Source organism: Bordetella genomosp. 10, assembly GCF_002261225.1.
GTDB lineage: Bacteria > Pseudomonadota > Gammaproteobacteria > Burkholderiales > Burkholderiaceae_B > Bordetella_C.
The window spans coordinates 1,373,574-1,393,740 of sequence record NZ_NEVM01000001.1 but is presented as its reverse complement, the minus strand read 5'-3'; the positions used below and the strand labels follow the sequence as shown (position 1 = coordinate 1,393,740).

Here is a 20,167-nt window from a genome sequence, read left to right as displayed (position 1 = left end):
AAATCGAAAAACGCTTTCGCCCCGGGCGCATTCCCCCGCGCCCCCTCGCAACGCACAATCGCCTTGAACAGCTTCGGCGCACAACGACTACACATGGAGACAAACGATGGAAACCTACGATGTCGCGGTCATCGGGGGCGGCAACGCGGCCCTGTGCGCCGCCCTGTCGGCGCATGAGTCGGGCGCCCGGGTCGTCGTCGTCGAACGCGCGCCCAAGGACAAGCGCGGCGGCAGCTCCGCCTTCACCGGCGGCGCCTTCCGCATCGCCTACAAGGGCAGCGACGACCTGAAGACGCTGATGCCCGACCTGAGCGAGGACGAGCTCGCCAACAGCGATTTCGGCAGCTATACGGAAGACCAGTTCTACGAGGAGGCGGTGGCCATGAGCGGCTACCGCGCCGACGCCGACGTGCTCGACACCGTGGTCAGCCGGAGCTTTCCCACCATGATGTGGATGCGCGGCCATGGCGTGCGCTTCGTGCCCATCTACGGCCGCCAATCCTTCAAGGTCGACGGCAAGCACAAGTTCTGGGGCGGCCTGACCGTGGAAGTCTCCGGCGGCGGCCTGGGGCTGATGCAGTCGCTGTACGCGCGCGCCGAGAAGCTGGGCCTGGACCTGCGCTACGGCGCCCGCGCCCACGGGCTGGAGCGCGCCGGCGACGCCTGGACCCTGTCCATCGAACAGGACGGCGAGACGCGCGCGCTGCGGGCACGCGCCGTGGTGCTGGCCACCGGCGGCTTCCATGCCAACGTGCGCTGGCGCGCCCAATACCTGGGACCGAACTGGGACCTCGCCAAGGTGCGCGGCTCGCGCTACAACACCGGCGACGGCATCGACATGGCGGTCAGCGCCGGCGCCGTCGCGCACGGCAACTGGACCGGCTGCCACGCCGTGTTCTACGACCTGAACGCGCCGGCGTTCGGCGACATCGACCTGCTCAACCAGCAGAAGAACTATTTCAACCTGGGCATCGTGGTCAATGCCGACGGCCGGCGCTTCGTCGACGAAGGGCTGGATTTCCGCAACTACACCTACTCGGGCATGGGCGCCCGCGTGCTGGCCCAGCCCGGCGCCGTGGCCTGGCAGGTCTTCGACGCCAAGACGGTGGGGCTGCTGCCCGACGAATACCGCGTGCGGCACGCCACCCGCCTGCAGGCCGACACGCTGGAAGAACTCGCCGCGCGAATGGAAGGCATCAACCAGCGCGGCTTCCTGCAGACCGTGCGCGAATTCAACGCCTCCATCGATCGGGACGTGCCCTTCAATCCCGCCGTCAAGGATGGCCGCGGCACGCGCGGCCTGGCCGTGCCCAAGTCGAACTGGGCCCATCCGCTGGACACCGGCCCCTTCGTCGCCTATGCGGTCACCTGCGGCATCACCTGCACCTATGCCGGCGTCAAGGTCAACCCCAACGGCCAGGTGCTCGACGGCGACGACCGGCCGCTGCCGGGCCTGTACGCGGCCGGCGAGATGGTCGGCGGTCTCTACTACGTCAAGTACGCCGGCGGCATAGGCCTGACCGCCGGCGCGGTGCTGGGCCGCATTTCCGGCGCGCATGCCGCGTCGCACATCGAACCTATCCACAAGCCATGAGCAATTCCGATCTGAACACGACCCTGGTGGTCGTCGGCGCCGGCATGGCCGGCTTCGCGGCCGCGCTGCAGGCCGCGCAAGACGGGCATGACGTCGTCCTGCTGGAAAAACTGTCCGAGACGGGCGGTTCCTCGGCCATGTCCGGCGGCTGCCTGGCCTTCGCCGGCACCGACCTGCAACGCGCCAACGGTGTGGAGGACTCCGACGCGCTGCTGTTCAAGGACCTGCGCGAGGTCGGCCAATTCGAGAACGACGAAAGCCTGGTGCGGGCCTACGTCGACAACCAGCTCGACACCTATGAATGGATGAAAGCGGCCGGGGTTCGATTCGGTCCGCATATCGAGACCTCGTCGGGCCAGTCCGTGCCGCGCGTCCAGAACGTCGACCCGGCCGACGCCGTGCGCGCGCTGGCGGCCAGCGCCAAGGGCACCGGCCGCGTCCGCCTGCTGACGGACACCCGCGCCTTGCGCCTGGTCCGCGATCCGCAAGACGGCCGCATCGCGGGCGTGACCGCGCAGCGCGAGGGCGAGACGTTCAAGGTGCTGGGCAGCCGCGGCGTGGTGCTGGCCAGCGGCGGCTTCGTGCAGAACGCCGGACTGATCCACCGTTACGCGCCCCAGTACAACGAGGAAACGGCGGTCTTCATCGGCGGCGCGGGCAACACGGGAGACGGGCTGAAGATGGCCCAGTTGATGGGCGCCGACTGCCGCGACATGATCTACATCAAGGGCACCTACGGCAAGCACCCCACCGACGAGACCAACCACCACAGCCTGCTGGCGGTGTACAAGGGCGCCATCGCCGTCAACCAGGACGGCAAGCGCTACGTCGACGAATCCATCTCGTACAAGCTGCTGGGCGACGCCTGCATCCGGCAGCCCTATGGCGCCACCTTCCAGATCTTCGACCAGCCCATTTTCGACAGCGGCGACAACCAGACGCGCATCCTCGACATCGAGCGGCGCCACGAGGAAGGCCTGGTCATCCAGGCCGACACCCTGGAAGAACTCGCGACGAAGATCGAAATGCCCGCCAGTGCGCTGATCGACACCGTCCAGGCCTACAACGGCTATGTGGAGGCCGGCCGGGATCCCGACTTCGGCCGCGAACACCTGGTGCACCAGCACGGCAGGCTGGTGAAGATCGAGACCGCCCCCTTCTACGCCTATCCCTCCACCGCCGCCGTCTACGGCACCTACTGCGGCTTGTGCGTCGATGCCGCCATGCGGGTGCGGGACGTCTACGGCGAAACGCTGCCGGGCCTGTATGCGGCGGGCGAGGTGGTCGGAGGCCTGCACGGCGCCGCCTACATGACCGGCTCCGCCCTGGGCAAGGCCGCCATCTTCGGCCGCATCGCCGCGCGCACCGCGCTGGCGGGCTGAGACGGAGGGCCGTCATGCATATCGCGGTGCTCCTCGCGGGCGTGGCCGATCCCAGGAAGCCGCTGCCCCGGCCCGAATCGGGCGACTGGCGCGACCTGCCGGGCGCGGGCGCGGTGTCGTACAAGCTCAGTCCCTTCGACGAAGCCGCGCTGGAAATCGCGCTGAAGCTGCGCGACCAGGGCGCGGCGACGCGGGTCACGGCCATCGTCACCGACGGCGCCCGGGACATCGCGCTGATGCGGGCCGTCGCGGCGCTCAAGCCCGACCAGGTGCGCGGCCTGAATCCGCCCGCCGCGCAACGCGGCGACCCGGCCTGGCTCGCGCGGCACGCGCCCGCCCTGCTGCGCGAGGACGATGCCTGGCCCGGCCTGGTCCTCATCGGCCGCGAGCATGGCGACCTGGACGACGGCATGGCCCCGGCCTACCTGGCCGAGTCCTGGGACCTGCCCTACGTGGGCCTGGCCTTGCAGGTACAGGCGCGCGCCGGCGGCGGCTGGACGCTGCTGCGCAGCGGCGCGCGGGAGGACGAAGCGCTGGACCTCCCCGCGCCCGCCATGGCCAGCATCAGCAACGACAAGCGCAACCGACTGCGTCATCCGCTCATGAAGAACGTGGCGCTGGCCAAGCAGCTCAAGTTCGACCAGGCCGCGCCGGACGACGGCCCGGCCGCCGCGCGCGCGACGCTGGCCCAGGCCGCCCCCGCCGAAACCGCCGCGCGCGGCGCACAGGCCTGCCGGCTGTTCTCCGGGCCCGTGGAATCGCAGGCAGCCGCGCTCGCGGACTACCTGCGCGCGGCCGCGGCCACTCACTGAGCGAGGCCATCCATGCCCGATACCCCCACGTTCCTGGCGCTCATCCCCGGCTGCGGCGAAGATCCGGCGGCCGGCCGCGCCCTCATGGACCTGGCCCGGCGGCTCGCCGGCCGCCACGGCGGCGAGACCCATGCCGTGCTGGCCGGGCCGGCCGCCACGCGCGAGGCCGCCCTGGCCAGCGCGGCGGCCGCCGGCGTCGACCACGCGTGGTTCATCCCGACGCCGCCGGACGTCTCGCAAACGCAGCAATACGCCGACGTGTACGCCGCGGCGCTGCGGCCCGGCGAGCCGGCGGCGCTGCCGCCCCGCGCCCTGATGCTGGTGGCCGCCCATCCCGAGAACGAAGCCTTCGCCGGCGCCCTGGCCGCGCGCCTGGACGCCGCGCCGCTGGGCCGCTGCACGGACCTCGAATTCGACGCGCACGGCACGCTACATGCCCGGCGCGGCGCCTACGGCAACCGGCTGCGCGTCACCCTGGCCTGCGAGGGCGCCGCGATCGCCGCCGTTCGTCCGGTTCGTCCGCCGGCCGGCCAGGCCGCCGCGCCCACGTCCGCCCGGCAGACGATCACCCATATACTCGACAATCTGCCCGCGCCCCGGCCGGCGCAGCCGCTCACGCGCCTGCCGCGCGACGAAGCCCACGCCGGCCTGGACGGCGCCCGCGTCGTGGTGGCCGGCGGCCGCGGCCTGGACGGCGACACGGCCTTCCCGCTCCTGTACGGCATCGCGGATAGGCTGGGAGGCGCGGTCGGCGCCAGCCTGCCCGCCGTCGACGCGGGCTGGGCGCCCGTCACGCGCCAGGTGGGTATTTCCGGAAAATACGTGGCCCCCGACATCTATCTCGCCATCGGCATCTCCGGCACGCCCCAGCACCTGGCCGGCATAGATCCGCACACGCGCATCGTCGCCATCAACAAGGACGCCGACGCCAACATCTTCAATGTCGCCGAGGCCGGCGCCGTGGCCGAATGGCAGTCCCTGCTGCCGGCCCTGCTCGACGCATTGGACAACACCCGCGGCGCTTGAATTCGCCATCGCCAGGCGCCGCCACGGGAAGACCATTCATAACGATACGGAGACCAACCATGCGCACTCGACAATCCACGCGGCGCGGCGCGCTGCGCAAGCTGGCGGCGGGCCTGGGCCTGCTGCTGCCGCTGGCGATCGCGGCCCCGGCCATGGCCGCGGACAACTATCCCAGCAAGCCCATCCGCCTGGTCGTGGGCTATCCCCCCGGCGGCTCCAACGACATCGCCGCGCGCATCATCGCGCCGGAACTGGGACAGGCCCTGGGCGCCTCCGTCGTGGTGGAAAACCGCGCGGGCGCGAACGGCGTCATCGGCGCGGACCACGTCGCCAAGTCCGAGGCGGACGGCTATACGCTGCTGCTTTCCAGCATCAGCCCCATCGTGCTGGCGCCGCAGACCATGAAAACGCCGCCCTTCTACGCGCCCAAGGCATTCAAGGCCGTCAACATGATGGCGCTTACCCCGGAAGCCATCGCCGTCGGCCCCAAGCTGAGCGGCGTCAAGAGCCTGAAGGACCTGCTCGACAGGGCCAAGACGCAGCAGATCACCCTGTCCTCTTCCGGCACGGGCGGCCTGCCGCACCTGACCATCGAACTGCTGCGGAAGGTCCAGCCCAACATCGTCCACGTGCCCTACAAGGGCGCCGGGCCGGCCGTCACCGACACGCTGGGCGCCCACGTCGACGGCATAGTCATGGACCTGCCGCCCCTCTATAGCCTGATCAAGGAAAAACGCCTGACGCCGCTGGCGGTCACCAGCGAAAAGCGCGTGGACTTCCTGTCCGACGTCCCCACCGCGCAGGAAGTCCTGCCAGGCTTCAACGTGGAGAACTGGGTGGGCATCTTCGCGCCCGCCGGCACGCCCGACGCCGTCGTCGCGAAGCTGGACGCGGCCTTGCGCAAGGCCGTAGCCGAATCCAAGGTGAAGACCTTGCTGGCCGACGCCGCCATGGCGCCCGCGGTGCTGGACTCGCCGCAGGCCTTCCAGAAGCGGCTTGCCGACGACTATGTGCGCTGGGGCAAGGTCATCAAGGACGCCGGCGTCGAACTGAGCAATTGAACTGGGTCAGGAAAGGGACACGCCCGCATGACGCGCGAGCATCCACCGGAATCCTGGCGCCTGCCGGAAATTCGCCCTCCCGGCAGGCGTCCCCGCATGGAACAAGCCGCGGCCGGTCAGGGGTTGGCGAACATCACGGTTTCGCTGTTCTCGGCCTTGCAGAAGCGGGCGATGCTGCCGACCGAATTTGCGTGCTCCTGGGCGCTGTGCGCGGCGCACAGGTCTTCCAGCAGGATCATCTCGTAGTCGCGGTCGTGGCCGTCGCGCGCCGTGGCCTGCACCACCGCCTGGGTGGAAACGCCGGAGAAGTAGATGCGCTGAATGTTCTTGGCGCGCAACTGGGCCTCCAGCGTCGTCGAGTAGAACGGGCTGACGCGGTGCTTGACGACCTGGATGTCGCCCGCCTTCTGTTCGAGCTCGGGATGGATCTCGGTGCCCCAGGCGCCGAGCTTGAACAGCCCGTGCTGCGGCGCGGCCGAGAACACCTGCGAACCTTGCGGGCATTCCGGATAGCCTTCCGAGAAGCCGACGCGGACGAAGCCCACGGCGATGCCGGCGACGCGCGCGCGGGCGATGGCCTTGGCCGTCCTGGCGACGACCTGGCGCTCGCGCGCCTGCTCGCCCAGCGGACTCTTGCCGTTGGGGCCGTCGGCATGCACCAGGTCGTTCTGCATGTCCAGGACCAGGAAAAGGGCTAGAGGTTGTTGCATGATGGAATCTGCCTCAATGAAGGTTTGTCGGATAAGGGAAGGACCGATCGGGGAGCCGATCGGCGGCGGAATCGAAGCATCGACGGAAGCATCGATAGTAGAACCGGCAGGCGCGCCGAACGAAGCACCGATCGAAGCGCACCCCGTGGCGGGACATGAACATCGATCGAAACCCCGCGCGAAGGTTCAATCGCACCAGAGGCCGCCGTTGACGTCCAGTATCTCGCCGGTGACGAAACCGGACCCCGGCGCGGCCAGGAACAGCACCGCCGCCGCGACTTCGTCGGCCGAGCCCATGCGGCCCATGGGAATCAGGTCGCGCAGGACCGGCGGAAATTGGGTGGTCATGGCCGAGGCCACCGGCCCGGGCGCCACGGCGTTGACCGTGATGTTGGACGAGGCCAGCTCCTTGGCCAGGAAAGCCGTCATGATATGCACGCCGGCCTTGGACGCGCCATAGGCGACATTGCTGGCGCGCGCCTGTTCGCGCGGATCCAGCCAGGGGCGCGGGTTGCCGCCGTTCTTGCCGATGACCGATCCCAGGTTGACGATGCGGCCCCCGCCGCCGCGCTTCATATGCGCGATGGCGGCCTGGCAGCAGAGAAACGTGCCCTTGAGGTTGATGTCGATCACACGGTCCCATTCGGCCTCGGCCAGGTCCTCGGCGCTGCCCAGCGAAACGACGCCGGCCACGTTCACCAGGATGTCCAGGCGGCCCAGGCCGGCCACGACCTCGTCCATGCAGCGCACGACGTCGTCGCGGCGCGTGACGTCCAGGGAGCAGGCCTGCACGCCGGCCACGGGCGGCTCGAAAGCCGCGCGGTCGGCGGCGACGACCCGCGCGCCATGGGCGGCCAGGGCGACACAGACGGCCCGCCCGATGCCGCCCGCGCCCCCCGTCACCAGGGCGACCTGGCCGGAGAAAAGATCAGCGCTGTACATCATCATGATTCCTTGAAGACCATATCGAATGCCGCTTGGAGGCGGGTTTGCATGAGCGCGCCGGGCCGTCCCAAGCGCGAATCCTCCCCTGGGGAGGGAGTCGCGCAGCGACCGGAGGGCGCACCAATACCCGCGCCGGGCCGTCCCAAGCGCGAATCCTCCCTTGGGGAGGGGGTCGCGCAGCGACAGGAGGGCACGCCAACTATCGCGTCCCATAGCGCGCCGGCCTGGGCCGCCCTGCCCGCGTATTGCAGGCAGTCCTCGAACTTGCGCCTGGCGCGCGCCGCGTCGACGCGCAGGTCCGCCGCCACGAATTGCGCGCGCGAGATCTCCCGCCCCTGCTCCAGCAGCGTCAGCACGGCCCTCGGATGCCCCGGGTTGTCGGGCAGCCCGTCCTCCAGTTCGATCCGCCCGGCCATGCGCAGCACGTCCTCGTCCGCCAGCACCTCTACCGAGAACCCCCGCAGCGTGGGCGCGCCATGCACCAGGGTGTACGCGGTCATGAAGGGAATGCTGTACTTGGCGTCCTGCAGCGTCGCCGGGCGGCGGCGCTGGGCCAGGGGCCGGCACAGGCGCCCCGAGGACGGATTGACGGCCACCCGCACGCGCGCTTCGGGATGCGCCAGGCAGGCGTCGCGGGCGGCCATGGCGACGGCGACATAGGGATGCGACAGGCGGCAACTGGGCCAGGGCTTGATATCCACGTCCCGCGCATGCCAGGCCGAAAAGTCGAGCAGCATGGCGCGCTGCCGCGAGGACAGGGCGCCCGCCAGGTAAAGGCGGAACAAGCCGGCGGCGCCGTCCATGGCGCCCGCGGGCCCCGTCACGCCGGCGCGCGCCAGCAGGGCCGCCTGCAGCCCGCCCTGCGCCGCGAACGCCGGATAGATGCCGCGCGCCGTGGCGCCGGTGCCGAAGCCCGCCTCCTTGCCGCCGGCCAACTGCATATAGGCCAGCCCCAGGGCCGAGACCAGTTGGCGCTGGTCCAGCCCCAGCACCAGGCCGGCGGCCGCGGCGGCGCCCAGATAGCCGAACAACTGGGTGAGAAACCATTCCGAGCCCGGGCCCTCGCCCTGCGGCGCGCAGATCACGCCCAGCCGGCACATGAGCTCGCTGCCCAGCGCCACCGCGTCGACCACCGCGGCATCCCCGGCGTCCGCCAGTCCGGCGGCGGCCATGGCGGCGGGAAGCACGCAGGTGCTCGGGTGCAGGCGGCCGACGTCGTGGATGTCGTCGTAGTCGAGGATATGAATGAGCGAGGCATTGATGAAGGCGGCGGCCAGCGGCGCGGCGCGGCCGCCGCCGATCAGGCCGCTCGTTCCCGCGCCATGGCCGGCCAGCAGGCCGTCGATGACCTGGCGGCCCAGCGCCGAGCCCCGCGCCGCCAGGGCGATGCCCAGCGAGTCGGCGATATGCAGGCGCGTCTTGTCCCGCATGTCCGCCGGCACGCCGGCATGGCGCGCCTGGAGCAGGGCCCGCGCCAGTTCGGCGCTTAGCGATACGGTGTCCGCCGCCATGTCCGGCCTCGCCTAGCGGAGGTCCGCGATGTGGTTGGCCGACCGGCGGCCGAACACCAGCCCCTTGAGCACCGACGTGGCGCCGGTGTAGTTGGTGTAGTAGGTGCCCACGATCTCGCCGGCCGCGTACAGGTTCCGGATGGGGTTGCCGTCGGTGTCGAGCACCTGCCCGGACGGATTGATCTTGAGGCCGCCGAAGGTGAATACGTTCGACGAAATGATGGGATAGGCGATGAAGGGACCTTGCTCGATGCGGCGCGACCAGTGGGATTTACCCGGCGCGAGCCCCCGCGTGGCCAGGCCGTCGGGCTCCAGCGGCTTGAAGCCGGCCTCATCCGGGCAGGCGTCGTTGTAGCGCGCCACGGTCGCTTCCAGCGCGCCCGCGGGCAGGCCCAGCTCGGCGCCCAGCGCGGCCAGCGTGCCGGCCTCGATGGCGGGCTGGTCGGTGCGGATGGCGAGACGATAGTTCGGCACGTCCTTCACCCGCTGGTCCAGGACGACGTACGCGATGCCCTGCTCCTGTTCATAGATGCGGCGCGTGACGCGCTCGTACCAGGCGTCGACCGTGCCCGGCGCCTCGTCGGTGAAGCGTTGGCCCGCCTTGTTGACCAGGATGCCGTAGGGAAAAATGAAGACCGACGGCTCGGACGCGCCCGACCGCGGATCGACCGGCTCGGCGTGGTAGCTGCCGAATTCGCCGCTGGGCGCCGCGCCGGCCTCGAACGCCATCTCGATGCCCTCGCCGCGATTGAAGTACCCGCCCTTGCACACCGGCCGCAGGTAGACCGAGCGCGGGCCGATGTACTTCGCCATGAGCGCCGGGTTGCCCTCGAAGCCGCCGCAGGCCAGCACCACCGCGCCCTTCAGCCGCACGCCGCCCTCCTCCGCATGATGGGCCAGCAGGCCCTGCACCGCGCCGTCCTCGTCGACGAGCAGGCGCCGCGCGGTGGTGCGATAGAGGAAGGTCACGCCCAGGCTCTCGGCCCGGGCGGCCAGGGCCTCGACCAGCGCCGCGCCGCCGCCCACGGGCAGCAGGCGCGGCTGCGTCTTGGTCAGGAACTGGGTGGGCAGGAAGTCGAACTTCACGCCCATGCCTTGCAGCCAGGCGATGGTGTCCGGCACGTTGTCGGCGAAGCAACTGATCAGTTCGGGATCCAGCACCGCCAGCGTGCGCGCGGCGTGCGACCACGAGGCGCGGTCCCGCACCATTTCGGCCGCGAAATCGGGATCCATGTAGACGCCGGCGTTCTCGGCCAGGTGGGTCTCGAAATCGTCGGACACCTGGTCGATGGCCTTCATGCGCAGGTAGGCCTCGGTATAGCGGCTCTGGCCGCCGCGGTCGGCGTGATCGGCGCGCTCCAGCACCGCCACCGCCAGGCCGCGCTCGGCGGCCGCCACCGCCGCCGACAGGCCGGCCACGCCGCAGCCGGCCACCACGACATCGAATGTACGTTCCATGCTCTCCATCCTCGGGAAATAGGCATCTGCGCCGTATCCGTCGGCGCTACACTCGATAGAGTAGGATGCTGCCTGCCCGCGTGTTAGCCCCCGGCGGCTAATGCGCGATTAAAAAAAATCGAAAGGAGACACATGGACAAGCTATGGGCCATGGAAGTGTTCGTGCGCGTCATGGAGTGCGGCAGCCTCTCGCGCGCGGCCGAATCGCTGGATCTCGCCAACGCCACGGTCACCACCAGCCTGCGCAATCTGGAGGCGCACCTGGGCACGACGCTGATCCAGCGCAACTCCCGCCACTTGCACTTGACCGAGGAAGGCCGGATCTTCCTGCCGCACTGCCAGGAGATCCTGCGCAGCGTGGCGCGCGCCGAATCTGACGTGAAAATCCACGGCAGCGACGTGGTCGGCCCGCTGCGCGTGGAAGCGCCTTTCGCCATCGGCCAGAACCTGCTGTGCCCGGCCCTAGTCGAGCTCACGCGCCGCCACCCGGGCCTGTCCGTTTCCGTCTCGTTGACCAACGACCCGCACAACCTGATCGAACGCGCCACCGACGTGGCCATCCGCATGGATCGCGTGGAAGACGCCGACCTGGTGGGCCGGCCCATCTACGAAGCGCAATACGTGGTGTGCGGCACGCCGGAGACTGTCGGCGCCATGCGCGCCGCCTCGCCGCGCGAGCTGGATCCCGTCCGCTGCCTGGGCCTGTTCGCCGAAGGCAACCATGCGCCCAATCCCTGGCGCTTCGCCAAGGACGGGGACGAGGTGGTGGTGAACCCCGGCGGGCCGCTCAGCTTCAACAACACCGCGGCCCTGATCCAGGCCGCCTTGCAGAACGTCGGCCTGATCTACGTCCTGGACGTCTTCGTCAGCGACCTGGTCAAGCGGGGCCAGATGGTCGAGCTCTTTCCCGACTGGCAGACCAGCAAGCGCACCTTCCACGCGGTGACGGTGAAGTCGCGCTTCGCGGCGCCCAAGGTGCGCGCCTTCATCGACTTCCTGCTGGAAATCTTCGACGCGCGGCGCCGCCCCAGCGTCACGACGATGGTTGCAGTCGGTCCAGACCGTAGAAAGAAAAGACCTCACTGACGCGCCCGGCCTCGGGCGGCTTGTGGAAATAGCCCTTGCGGCAGGTCTTGATGCCGCACAGGGTGCGCAGGTCGTGCATGGCCTCGGCCTGCTTTATCCAGGCGGCCAGGGAATCCAGCACGGGCACGCCGTCCACCTCGGCGATGCCGTTCTGCGCCAGCAGCACGTTCAACGGCGCCTCGCCCGGGATGATGACGTCGGCCCCCTGCGCGATCAGCTTGCGCGCCGCGGCCTGGAAGCGCCCGATCAGTTCGGCGGGATCGTCGAAGCCCTTGAGTACGTCGTTGAAGGCGAAGCCCACCGGCGCCGCGCCGGCGAAGCGCGATTCGAGGCCGTGGTTCCTGGCGTTCTCGGCGATGAGCTCGTTCATGTCGTCGATGAAGAGCAACACGCCGAACTTGCGGCCCAGCATGCAGGCCGTCAGCATCGCCGACTCGCCGTAGCCCACCACCGGAATGTCCACCAGGCTGCGGATTTCGCGCAAGGCGGGCTCGGGCAGCGTGCTCAGCGCGTAGACGTCGTAGCCCTCCTCCTGCGCCTGCACCGCGGACGCCATGAATTGCAGGGCATGGACGTACTGGAAGGCGACGTGGCGGATGTCGGTGCCGGGATAGTTGCTGCGGTAGGTGCCGGCCTGCATGCCGTGCATGTCGATCCGCGTGCCGGGCCGCGCCACCTTGGCGAAGTGCCGCTTCAGCGCCTCGCTGTAGGGCCCGAGGTCGCTGAGGACGGTAAAGCTTTGATGCCAGATTTTCATATCACATCGCTGTAGGGAAGGGTTGGTGATCAATCCACGTGGACGTGGGCCTCGTCGACGACCTTGGCCCACTTGCTCACTTCCGACTTGAAGAACGCCTCGAATTCCTGGGGGCTGGTCCCCATGGGATCGCAGCCGACCGCCTCCAGCGTGGCGCGCACCTCGGGCGCCTGGGTCGCCTGGGCGGCCGTCTCGCTCAGCTTCCGGACGACCGCGGCCGGCGTGCCGGCGGGCGCGAACAGGCCGAACCAGGCCGTGGCGTCGTAGCCGGGCACGCCCGCCTCCGCCACCGTGGGAATGTCGGGCGCGGCCTTGGAACGCGTCTTGGTCGTGACCGCCAGCGCGCGCAGCTTGCCGCTCTTGACCAGCGGCAAGGTGGTGACGATGTTGTCGAAGGTCAGCGGCACCTGCCCGCCCAGCACGTCGGACATGGCGGGCGCCGCGCCCCGGTAGGGAACGTGCTGCATCTTGATGCCGGCCTGGCTGTTGAACAGCTCGGCGAACAGGTGCGCCCCCGAGCCGTTGCCCGCGCTGGCGAAATAGATGGGCTTGTCCGAAGGTTTCCGGGCGGCGGCGATGAGGTCGGCCACCGAGTGGTACGGCGTGCGGGGATTGACCACCAGCAGGAAGGGCGTGGAAGCGACCTGCGCGACGGCGGTCAGGTCCTTCAGCGGGTCGTAGCTGAGCTTGGGATAGAGGCTGGGGTTGACCGCCAGCGAGATCGTGCCGAACAGCACGGTATAGCCGTCGGGCGCCGCCTTGGCCACGTAGTCCGAGCCGATGTTGCTGGCGGCGCCGGCCTTGTTCTCGATGATGATGGCCTGGCCCAGCAGGGCGCCCATCTTGGCGGCGATGGCGCGGGCGGCCACGTCCGAGGCGCCGCCCGCCGGAAAGCCCACGATCAGCCGGATCGGCTTGTCGGGATAGGCGGCGTGGGCGGCGCCGGCCAGCCCCAGCGCGGCCAGCACGCCGCCGGCCAGCAAGGTCTTGAGGTGTTTCACGGTTGTCTCCGGTTCTTTGCCTTCGCGGTCGGCGGTCGGCCTTGTCGGTATTGCGAAGGATTTTGCCCGCCTCGCGCCGATCGGAGAACCGGAAGAAGCCGAAGAGGCGATTCACAAATCTTGAATGCTCGCGGCTTGAATGCTCGCGGGCGCGCAGGCCCGGGCCGGCGCCCGTTTCGGAATTCTTGAATGGCGCATTCGACGCCCCGGCCTATCTCCGCGCGAGGCGCGCGCGCCAGAATCACAGCACAAGAACACCACGGCGACGAGGAGACGAAAATGAAACCATGGTTGCGCGGCGCGATATCCCTCGCCGCCCTGACTACCTTCACCCTGGCCCTGCCCCTGGGCGGCCTGGCCTTGCCGCGGGCGGCCCACGCCGCCGCGGACTATCCGTCCAGGCCCATCCGCCTGGTGGTGCCGTGGGCGCCGGGCGGCAGCACCGACATCCTGGCCCGCACCACGGCCGAGCGCCTGACCAAGGCCCTCAAGCAGCCGGTGATCGTCGACAACCGGCCCGGCGCCAGCGGCAATATCGGCGCCGACATCGTGGCGCGCGCCGCGCCCGACGGCTATACCCTGCTGTTCACCAGCACCAACCTGACGCTCAATCCCGCGGTCATTCCCCAGACGCCCTACGATCCGATCAAGAGCTTCACCGGCGTCACCATGGTGGCGTTCGCGCCCATGATGCTGGTGACCAAGGCCGGCTTCGCCGGCGACAGCCTGCAGGGGCTCATCGCCTACGGCAAGGCGCATCCCGGCGAACTGAATTTCTCCAGCAGCGGCGCGGGCGGCGCGCCGCACCTGGCCGGCGAGATGTTCAAGCAGGCGACGAAGCTGGACATCACGCACGTGCCCTACACCGGCGCCGCGCCGGCGCTGACGGACGTGCTCTCCGGCCAGGTGCAGATGACCTTCACCACCTACATCTCGGCGCAGGGCCTGCTGTCCTCGGGCCAGTTGAAGGCGCTGGGCGTGGCCAGCAAGGACAGGCTGCCCGTGCTGCCCAAGGTGCCCACTTTCGCCGAGCAGGGCCTGGACATCGAAATCGGCACCATGTTCGGCCTGCTCGCGCCGGCCGGCACGCCGCGTCCCATCGTGGACAAGCTGTACGGCGTCGTCAGGCAGGCCGCCGCCGACTCCGCCTTCCAGGAGAAAATCCTGCAACAGGGCGGGACGGTCGTGGCCGACGATCCCGACCACTACAACGCCTATCTGCGCGAGGACGTGGCCAAGTGGGCGGCCCTGATCAAGAAGATCGGCGGCGTCTCGGCGCGCTGACGGCGCCGCGGGAGGGTAATATTCCGCCGGTATCCCCTCCCCTCCCCTCCGCGACGTCCCCGCCATGCCCACCCTGCACATGCTCCTGCTTTTCCTGGCCGCCGACCTGGCCTTGAAGCTCACCCCCGGCCCGGACATGGCGTTGACGCTCACGCGCGGCATGACGCAGGGTTTCCGCATCGCCTGGCTGAGCGTATTGGGCACCTTTTGCGCCGGCTTCGTGCAGATCCCCCTGGTGGTCCTCGGCCTGGCGGCGATCTTCCGGGAATCGCCCACGCTTTTCCTGTTCGTGAAGCTGGCCGGCGCGCTGTACATGGTCTACCTGGGCATCCAGGCCCTGCGCCGCAGCCGCAGGCCGCGCGACCTGGCGGCCGCCCCCGCCAAGGGCGAAGGCCGCCAGGTGTTCATCCAGGGCTTCATGACCAACCTGCTCAATCCCAAGGTCTTCATCTTCCTGATCGCCTTCCTGCCGCAATTCACCGATCCCGGCGCCGGTCCGGTCTGGCTGCAGATGCTGGTCCTGGCGGTGATTTCCAAGCTCTTCGGCCTGTGTTCCGGCGCCACCTACGCCTACGGCGCGGCGCGCATCCGCAACTGGCTGACGCGCAACCGCTGGTTCCTGCAGGCGCAGGACGGCGTGCTGGGCGCGTGCATGCTGGCGATCGCGGGCTACCTGGTGTCCAGCGCCGGCGCGCCGGTCTCGAAGTAGCGGCAAAACCGGCCTAGAATGCCGGTCTCCATTCCCTTGCGAGCGTATTTCGATGAAAAACCTGGCCTGGATCGCGGCGGCGACGTTGTCCGTTCTCCCCTGGGGCGCCCGCGCCGTCACCTTCGACTGCGCCAAGGCCCGTTCGACGCCCGAGAAGCTGATATGCAGCACGCCCGATCTCTCGCAGGCCGACGACCACCTGAAGCAGACCTTCGACGCCGCCCGCGCGCGCGCCAAGGATAAGAAGGCCTTCAGCGACCGCGCCCGGCAGGAATGGCTGCGACGCGAAAAGACCTGCACCGACGCGGCCTGCGTCCGCCAGTGGTACGCCGACCAGGAACGCCTTTATGCGCTGGACGCGCCTGTGCGGCCAGCGCCTCCGCCGCCCGCGCCGGCGCATGCCTCGCCCGCCCCTGCGCCCGCACCGGCGCCGGCGCCGCCCACTACGCCCAACGGCCGCGACGCTGCCCCCGATCCGCAAGCCGCGCCCCGCGCGCATCCCACCCCGCCGGCCCCGGCAGCGCCCTCGGCGGCCAACGCCCCCGAGGTCGCCGCGACGGTGCTTTATGCCGACTACAAGCAAGACGAGACCGCGGCCGACCGCAAATACAAGGGCAAGACCATCAAGGTCAACGGCACGGTCTCCGGCGTCCGGACGCCGGCCGACGGCGATCCCTATATCGAACTGACGGCGGCCGACAATCCGCTGCCGTCCGTGCACCTGGATTTCCCCAGGACCGCGTCGCCGCGCATCGCCCAGCTCCGGAAAGGCCAGAAAATCGCCGTCGCCTGCGTCGTCCAGGGCCTGGTCATCGGCGACCCCGTGCTGCGCTGCGCCGACGCCCCTTGACGCGCGCTCAGCGGCTCGCCGCCGCCAGCTCGACCATGCGCCGCACCAGCGCGAGCCGCGAGGACGAGCGCAGGCACAGCACGCCGACGAGCCTGGGCTCCATCGGCACGGGCAGGGCCAGCTTCGCCAGCCGCAGGCCGCCCGGCCAGGGCGATCCGGCATCGGGAGCCAGCGACACCCCCAGCCCGCGGTCGACCATCATGGCGATCGCGGCCAGCGAACTGAGTTCGAACCGCTCGTGCGGCACGATGCCGGCCTTGCGCAGATAGTCCTCGGCCTGGCGTCCGCCCCATTGCCGCCGGTCATAGCGGATCAACGGCTCGCGGCGCAGCAGATCGTGCGGATCGCGCCGGGCCAGCCGCTGCGGCACCAGCGCCACCAGCGGCTCCTCGCGCAAGGTGTGCCAGAAGAAAGCCTTGGGCAGCGCGAACTGCGGGTGCAGGCAGACGGCGGCATCGAGCGCCTCCGACTGCACCGCGTCGTACAGGTCCATGGACATGCCAGGCTGGATGAACACCCGCAATTGCGGATGCTGCTTGACCAGGCGGGCCAGCATGTCCGGCACCAGGCTGTGCAAGGCCGTGCTGATCGTCCCCAGCCGCAGTTCGCCCTGCATCTCGCCGTCGAAGGCGGAGCGCTTCAATTGGGCCAGGTCGGCCTGCAGGGAGCGCGCGATGCCCGTCACCCGATGCCCGGCGTCCGTGGGCCGCACCGTGCGTCCCGATCGCGCCAGCAACGGCGTGCCGACTTCCCTTTCCAGGTTGCGCAACTGCTTGGCCACCGCCGCCGGCGTGATGTCCAGGCGCCGGGCGGCTTCGGCCATGGAGCCGGCCTCCACCACCAGCAGGAAACTGCGCAGCCATGCGGTGTCCACGATGTCCCCTTTCCTTCGCCGGAAGATACCAAAAGAATATTCTTAGCATACCTTTTGTTGTGCTATCCCGCCGGCGCCCAAGGCCATACTCGCGCTATACGAATAATCAACAGGGAGACAAGCCATGCCCTTTCGACTTCCCCGCCTCGCGCGCCGCGCCGGCACGACCCTGATGGCCCTCGCGGCGGCGGCCGCCGCGTCCCCCGCCCTGGCCGACGACTACCCGAACCATCCCATCACGATGGTCGTGCCCTTCGCCCCCGGCGGCAACGTCGACATCACCGCCCGCGTGCTGGCGCCGCTGCTCACCAAGGAACTGGGCCGCGCCATCGTGATTGAGAACCGCTCGGGCGGCGGCGGGGCGATCGGCGCCAGCTCGGTGGCGCGCGCGCCGGCCGACGGCTATACCCTGATGCTGGGCAGCAGCGGCTCCAACGCCACGGTGCCCGCGACCAACAGCCATACGCCCTACGATCCGATCAAGGACTTCACCATTCTCGGCGGCGTGACGACCACGCCGTCGCTGCTGGTCGTCAATCCCAAGGTCCCGGCCAAGACCTTCGATGAACTGGTGAAATATTCGCTCAGCAAACGGGACGGCCTGAGTTTCGGCTCGCCCGGCATCGGCTCCTTCAACCACCTGACGCTGGAGCTGGTCAAGCAGAAGTCGCGGCTGCGCGCGACCCATATCCCCTACAAGGGCGCCGGCCAGGCGATGAGCGACGTCATCAGCGGCCAGATCGACGGCATGTTCGACCAGAGCAGCTCTTCCATGCCCATCGCGCAGGAAGGCCGCATCCGCGCCATCGCCCAGTTGAGCGAGCGCCGCTCTCCCCTGATGCCCGACGTGCCGACCCTGGCCGAACAAGGCGTTCCGGGCGTCACGGCGGAAGTCTATACGGCGCTGTTCGCGCCCGCCGGCTTGCCCAAGGCCGTGGAAACGCGGCTGGCGACGGCCTTGCAGCATGCCAAGCAGGACCCGGCTCTCCAGGAGCGCTTCCGGAAGCTCGGCGCCGAAGTGGTGACCATGGACCAGGCCGCCTTCCAGCAATACGCCGCGGAAGAAGTGCAGCGCTGGCGCGACGTGGCCAAGGCGAACCACATCTCGACCCAGGATTGAGATGGCGAGCGACCAGCCCCCCTTCGCCATGCCGGCCGGCGCCTGCGACTGCCATATCCACATCAACGATCCGCGCTTTCCCTACCTGCCGGACGCCGAACTGAAGCCGCCGCCGGCGACCGTGGAGGACTACCGGCGGATCCAGGCGAGGCTGGGCCTGGAACGGGTGGTCGTCGTGCAGCCGTCGAGCTACGGCGTCGATAACCGCTGCACCCTGGACGCCGTGCGCCGGTTCGGACCGGCTCGCGCCCGCGCCGTCGTGGTGGTGCCGCCCGACGCCTCGCCGGCGCTGCTGCGCGAGCTGCACGACCAGGGCGCGCGCGGCGTGCGCTTCAACCTGGCCCGCGGCGCGGCGCTGGGGAGCGCCTCCATCGAAGCGCTGGCGCCCAGGCTCGCGGACGTGGGCTGGCACGTCCAGCTCCACGCGCAGGCCGACACCATCGCGGCGCTGGCCCCGATGTTGCGGCGCCTGCCCGTCCCCGTCGTGCTGGATCATCTCGCGCGCCTGCCGCACGCGGGCGGCGTCGATTCCGCCGCCCATGCCGCCCTCGCTGCCGTGCGCGGCCTGCTCGACCAGGGGAATACCTGGATCAAGCTGTCGGGCGCCTACCTGGACAGCCGCAGCGGCCCACCCGCCTACGAGGATCGCGCGCCGGTGGCGCGCGCCCTGCTCGCTGCGGCGCCCGAACGCCTGGTCTGGGGCACGGACTGGCCTCACCCGGCCGCCTCGGCCGGCGAACGGCCCATGCCCGACGCCGGACGATTGCTGGGACTGCTGGCCGACTGGACGTCCGACGCGGCGCTGCGCCGGCGGCTGCTCGTGGACAACCCTCAATCGCTGTACGGCTTCGATCCCGTGCCGTCCCGGGCATCCTCGGCATAGGGACAAGAAGCCGGGAACAAGAAGACCGGGCGGCAACGCTGCGCCTCAGCGCCTGCCGGCCAGGTCGTTGCTGATGCGGCGCGCGCATTGCAGCAACATGGGCGCGAGCTCCTTCTTCGCGCGCGCGATGCTCCAGCGCGGCGAAGGCACGGCGATGTTGATCGCCGCCTTCACCTCGCCGTCACGGTCGAACACCGGCGCGGCCAGCGAGATGTCGCCGATGAAGGCCTCCTGGTTGTTCACGACGTAGCCTTCGCGCTTCACCTGGGCCAGGATCTGCCGCAAGGCGGCCAGGTCGGTGACCGTATGCGGCGTCATGGCCTTGCGCGGACCGGCGAGCAGGCGTTCCGCCTCGGCCTGGGGCAGCCACGCCAGGATGGCGCGTCCCGCCGCCGAGCAGAAGACCGGCAGCCGCGAGCCGACGTGCAGGTCGACGCTGACCGGATGGGTGCTGGGATAGCGCAGCACGTAGACGATCTCGCTGCCTTCCAGGTCCATCAGGTTGACCGTCTCGCGGCAGGCCTGGTTCAACGCGCGCAAGTGCGGCTCGGCTGCCTCCCGGATGAGGTCGGTCACCAGCATGCTGTGGCTGAACTCCAGCAGGCGCGACGACAGCACGTAGGCGCGCGTGCGCGGATGCTGGCGCAAATAGCCGAGGACGCACAGCGTATGCGTGAGCCGCTGGGCGGCGCTCTTCTCCAGGCCGGACAGTTCGGTGAGTTCCTTCAGGCTGAGCGGGCGCTGCGCCGCGTTGAAGGTTTCGAGCGCGCGGAAGCACTTGGCGACGGAGTTGACGAACAGGCGATCGGCGCCCGCCGCGGCGTCCCGGCCCGCGCTTTTTCTTCCGAGGCCATGGGCCTCGGCGACGTCGTCGCTGTGTAAAGACAGGCTGGGAGACGGGGTGGACGACACGATGGACTTCTCCCAAGCGCCGCCGGCCCCGGTGCGGGAAAGGCCGTCACGGACAGATCACGATGGAATCACGGCGGGATCGCGCCCGGATCGCGGCAAATATCGGCATGCAATATCCGCTATTGCAGGCAAATATTCTATCGATATAGCCTCTACGCAGGCAAGGTCCAGCGTAGAGAACCCTGCCGCGAT

19 protein-coding genes are annotated in these 20,167 nt (G+C 69.6%); 11 read left to right on the top strand and 8 right to left on the bottom strand.

What is annotated here, in order from left to right:
- Positions 1-106: 106 nt before the first annotated feature.
- Genes tcuA through CAL29_RS06010 form a run of 5 tightly spaced genes read left to right on the top strand, consistent with a single transcriptional unit; the run spans position 107 to position 5,875 of the window.
- Entirely contained in the window at positions 107-1,594 is a 1,488-nt protein-coding gene (gene tcuA / locus CAL29_RS06030) for an FAD-dependent tricarballylate dehydrogenase TcuA (protein ID WP_094852023.1), read from the top strand.
- Positions 1,591-2,976, top strand: coding sequence for an FAD-dependent oxidoreductase (locus CAL29_RS06025; protein ID WP_094852022.1), 1,386 nt, complete (start codon positions 1,591-1,593; stop codon positions 2,974-2,976). The genes tcuA and CAL29_RS06025 overlap by 4 nt, the downstream gene beginning before the upstream one ends.
- 14 nt (positions 2,977-2,990) lie before the next feature.
- Positions 2,991-3,788 (top strand): hypothetical protein, encoded by a 798-nt coding sequence (locus tag CAL29_RS06020; RefSeq protein ID WP_094852021.1) that lies wholly within the window; start codon positions 2,991-2,993, stop codon positions 3,786-3,788.
- Positions 3,789-3,800: 12 nt separating this feature from the next.
- Positions 3,801-4,814, top strand: coding sequence for an electron transfer flavoprotein subunit alpha/FixB family protein (locus CAL29_RS06015; RefSeq protein ID WP_094852020.1), 1,014 nt, complete (start codon positions 3,801-3,803; stop codon positions 4,812-4,814).
- 59 nt (positions 4,815-4,873) lie between these two features.
- Positions 4,874-5,875 (top strand): Bug family tripartite tricarboxylate transporter substrate binding protein, encoded by a 1,002-nt coding sequence (locus CAL29_RS06010; RefSeq protein ID WP_179283926.1) that lies wholly within the window; start codon positions 4,874-4,876, stop codon positions 5,873-5,875.
- 116 nt (positions 5,876-5,991) lie between these two features.
- On the opposite strand, the gene CAL29_RS06005 is transcribed toward CAL29_RS06010, so the two are convergent.
- From CAL29_RS06005 to CAL29_RS05990, 4 genes are all read right to left on the bottom strand, one after another.
- A complete protein-coding gene (locus CAL29_RS06005) occupies positions 5,992-6,585 on the bottom strand; it encodes a cysteine hydrolase family protein (RefSeq protein ID WP_094852018.1) in 594 nt (197 codons plus the stop codon).
- Positions 6,586-6,771: 186 nt separating this feature from the next.
- On the bottom strand, positions 6,772-7,533 hold the full coding sequence (locus CAL29_RS06000; protein ID WP_218831814.1) for an SDR family NAD(P)-dependent oxidoreductase: 762 nt from the start codon (positions 7,531-7,533) through the stop codon (positions 6,772-6,774).
- Positions 7,530-9,041: an MmgE/PrpD family protein gene (locus CAL29_RS05995; protein WP_094852017.1), complete on the bottom strand. Its 1,512-nt coding sequence runs from the start codon at positions 9,039-9,041 to the stop codon at positions 7,530-7,532. The genes CAL29_RS06000 and CAL29_RS05995 overlap by 4 nt, the downstream gene beginning before the upstream one ends.
- Before the next feature lie 12 nt (positions 9,042-9,053).
- Positions 9,054-10,499 carry an FAD-dependent oxidoreductase gene (locus CAL29_RS05990; RefSeq protein ID WP_094852016.1) on the bottom strand — a complete coding sequence of 482 codons (1,446 nt, stop codon included), beginning with the start codon at positions 10,497-10,499 and terminating at the stop codon, positions 9,054-9,056.
- Between the two features lie 132 nt (positions 10,500-10,631).
- Between CAL29_RS05990 and CAL29_RS05985 the strand changes: the two genes are divergently transcribed.
- Complete coding sequence (locus tag CAL29_RS05985; RefSeq protein ID WP_094852015.1) at positions 10,632-11,585, top strand: LysR family transcriptional regulator; 954 nt, start codon at positions 10,632-10,634, stop codon at positions 11,583-11,585.
- On the opposite strand, the gene CAL29_RS05980 is transcribed toward CAL29_RS05985, so the two are convergent.
- Positions 11,533-12,342, bottom strand: coding sequence for an aspartate/glutamate racemase family protein (locus CAL29_RS05980; RefSeq protein WP_094852014.1), 810 nt, complete (start codon positions 12,340-12,342; stop codon positions 11,533-11,535). The two genes, CAL29_RS05985 and CAL29_RS05980, sit on opposite strands and share 53 nt — an antisense overlap.
- A gap of 29 nt (positions 12,343-12,371) precedes the next feature.
- Positions 12,372-13,343, bottom strand: coding sequence for a tripartite tricarboxylate transporter substrate binding protein (locus tag CAL29_RS05975; RefSeq protein ID WP_256977219.1), 972 nt, complete (start codon positions 13,341-13,343; stop codon positions 12,372-12,374).
- Between the two features lie 279 nt (positions 13,344-13,622).
- On the opposite strand from CAL29_RS05975, the gene CAL29_RS05970 reads away from it, so the two are divergent.
- The 3 genes from CAL29_RS05970 (at position 13,623) to CAL29_RS05960 (ending at position 16,186) form a co-directional block, all read left to right on the top strand.
- Positions 13,623-14,627 (top strand): tripartite tricarboxylate transporter substrate binding protein, encoded by a 1,005-nt coding sequence (locus CAL29_RS05970; protein ID WP_179283925.1) that lies wholly within the window; start codon positions 13,623-13,625, stop codon positions 14,625-14,627.
- Between the two features lie 64 nt (positions 14,628-14,691).
- The gene (locus tag CAL29_RS05965; protein ID WP_179283924.1) at positions 14,692-15,336 is read left to right on the top strand and encodes a LysE family translocator; all 645 of its coding nucleotides are present in this window, start codon (positions 14,692-14,694) and stop codon (positions 15,334-15,336) included.
- A gap of 52 nt (positions 15,337-15,388) precedes the next feature.
- Positions 15,389-16,186, top strand: coding sequence for an OB-fold protein (locus tag CAL29_RS05960; RefSeq protein WP_094852011.1), 798 nt, complete (start codon positions 15,389-15,391; stop codon positions 16,184-16,186).
- A gap of 7 nt (positions 16,187-16,193) precedes the next feature.
- On the opposite strand, the gene CAL29_RS05955 is transcribed toward CAL29_RS05960, so the two are convergent.
- Positions 16,194-17,060, bottom strand: a complete 867-nt coding sequence (locus CAL29_RS05955) for a LysR family transcriptional regulator (protein WP_094852010.1) — start codon at positions 17,058-17,060, stop codon at positions 16,194-16,196.
- A gap of 124 nt (positions 17,061-17,184) precedes the next feature.
- On the opposite strand from CAL29_RS05955, the gene CAL29_RS05950 reads away from it, so the two are divergent.
- Together CAL29_RS05950 and CAL29_RS05945 are read left to right on the top strand one after the other, a co-directional pair.
- Positions 17,185-18,180 carry a Bug family tripartite tricarboxylate transporter substrate binding protein gene (locus CAL29_RS05950; RefSeq protein ID WP_094852009.1) on the top strand — a complete coding sequence of 332 codons (996 nt, stop codon included), beginning with the start codon at positions 17,185-17,187 and terminating at the stop codon, positions 18,178-18,180.
- Between the two features lies 1 nt (position 18,181).
- Positions 18,182-19,063: an amidohydrolase family protein gene (locus tag CAL29_RS05945; protein WP_094852008.1), complete on the top strand. Its 882-nt coding sequence runs from the start codon at positions 18,182-18,184 to the stop codon at positions 19,061-19,063.
- Positions 19,064-19,108: 45 nt separating this feature from the next.
- Here CAL29_RS05945 and CAL29_RS05940 read toward each other — a convergent pair whose 3' ends face one another.
- Complete coding sequence (locus CAL29_RS05940; protein WP_094852007.1) at positions 19,109-19,975, bottom strand: IclR family transcriptional regulator; 867 nt, start codon at positions 19,973-19,975, stop codon at positions 19,109-19,111.
- Between the last annotated feature and the right edge of the window lie 192 nt (positions 19,976-20,167).

Bases quoted from the DNA above. Each gene is read 5' to 3' on its own strand.
- CAL29_RS05985 (WP_094852015.1), top strand. From the start codon at position 10,632: ATGGACAAGCTATGGGCCATGGAAGTGTTCGTGCGCGTCATGGAGTGC.
- CAL29_RS05995 (WP_094852017.1), bottom strand. From the start codon at position 9,041: ATGGCGGCGGACACCGTATCGCTAAGCGCCGAACTGGCGCGGGCCCTG.
- CAL29_RS06000 (WP_218831814.1), bottom strand. From the start codon at position 7,533: ATGATGATGTACAGCGCTGATCTTTTCTCCGGCCAGGTCGCCCTGGTG.
- CAL29_RS06020 (WP_094852021.1), top strand. From the start codon at position 2,991: ATGCATATCGCGGTGCTCCTCGCGGGCGTGGCCGATCCCAGGAAGCCG.
- CAL29_RS05965 (WP_179283924.1), top strand. From the start codon at position 14,692: ATGCCCACCCTGCACATGCTCCTGCTTTTCCTGGCCGCCGACCTGGCC.
- CAL29_RS06025 (WP_094852022.1), top strand. From the start codon at position 1,591: ATGAGCAATTCCGATCTGAACACGACCCTGGTGGTCGTCGGCGCCGGC.
- CAL29_RS05970 (WP_179283925.1), top strand. From the start codon at position 13,623: ATGAAACCATGGTTGCGCGGCGCGATATCCCTCGCCGCCCTGACTACC.
- CAL29_RS05960 (WP_094852011.1), top strand. From the start codon at position 15,389: ATGAAAAACCTGGCCTGGATCGCGGCGGCGACGTTGTCCGTTCTCCCC.
- CAL29_RS05945 (WP_094852008.1), top strand. From the start codon at position 18,182: ATGGCGAGCGACCAGCCCCCCTTCGCCATGCCGGCCGGCGCCTGCGAC.
- CAL29_RS05990 (WP_094852016.1), bottom strand. From the start codon at position 10,499: ATGGAACGTACATTCGATGTCGTGGTGGCCGGCTGCGGCGTGGCCGGC.
- CAL29_RS06005 (WP_094852018.1), bottom strand. From the start codon at position 6,585: ATGCAACAACCTCTAGCCCTTTTCCTGGTCCTGGACATGCAGAACGAC.
- CAL29_RS05980 (WP_094852014.1), bottom strand. From the start codon at position 12,342: ATGAAAATCTGGCATCAAAGCTTTACCGTCCTCAGCGACCTCGGGCCC.
- CAL29_RS05950 (WP_094852009.1), top strand. From the start codon at position 17,185: ATGCCCTTTCGACTTCCCCGCCTCGCGCGCCGCGCCGGCACGACCCTG.
- tcuA (WP_094852023.1), top strand. From the start codon at position 107: ATGGAAACCTACGATGTCGCGGTCATCGGGGGCGGCAACGCGGCCCTG.
- CAL29_RS06010 (WP_179283926.1), top strand. From the start codon at position 4,874: ATGCGCACTCGACAATCCACGCGGCGCGGCGCGCTGCGCAAGCTGGCG.
- CAL29_RS06015 (WP_094852020.1), top strand. From the start codon at position 3,801: ATGCCCGATACCCCCACGTTCCTGGCGCTCATCCCCGGCTGCGGCGAA.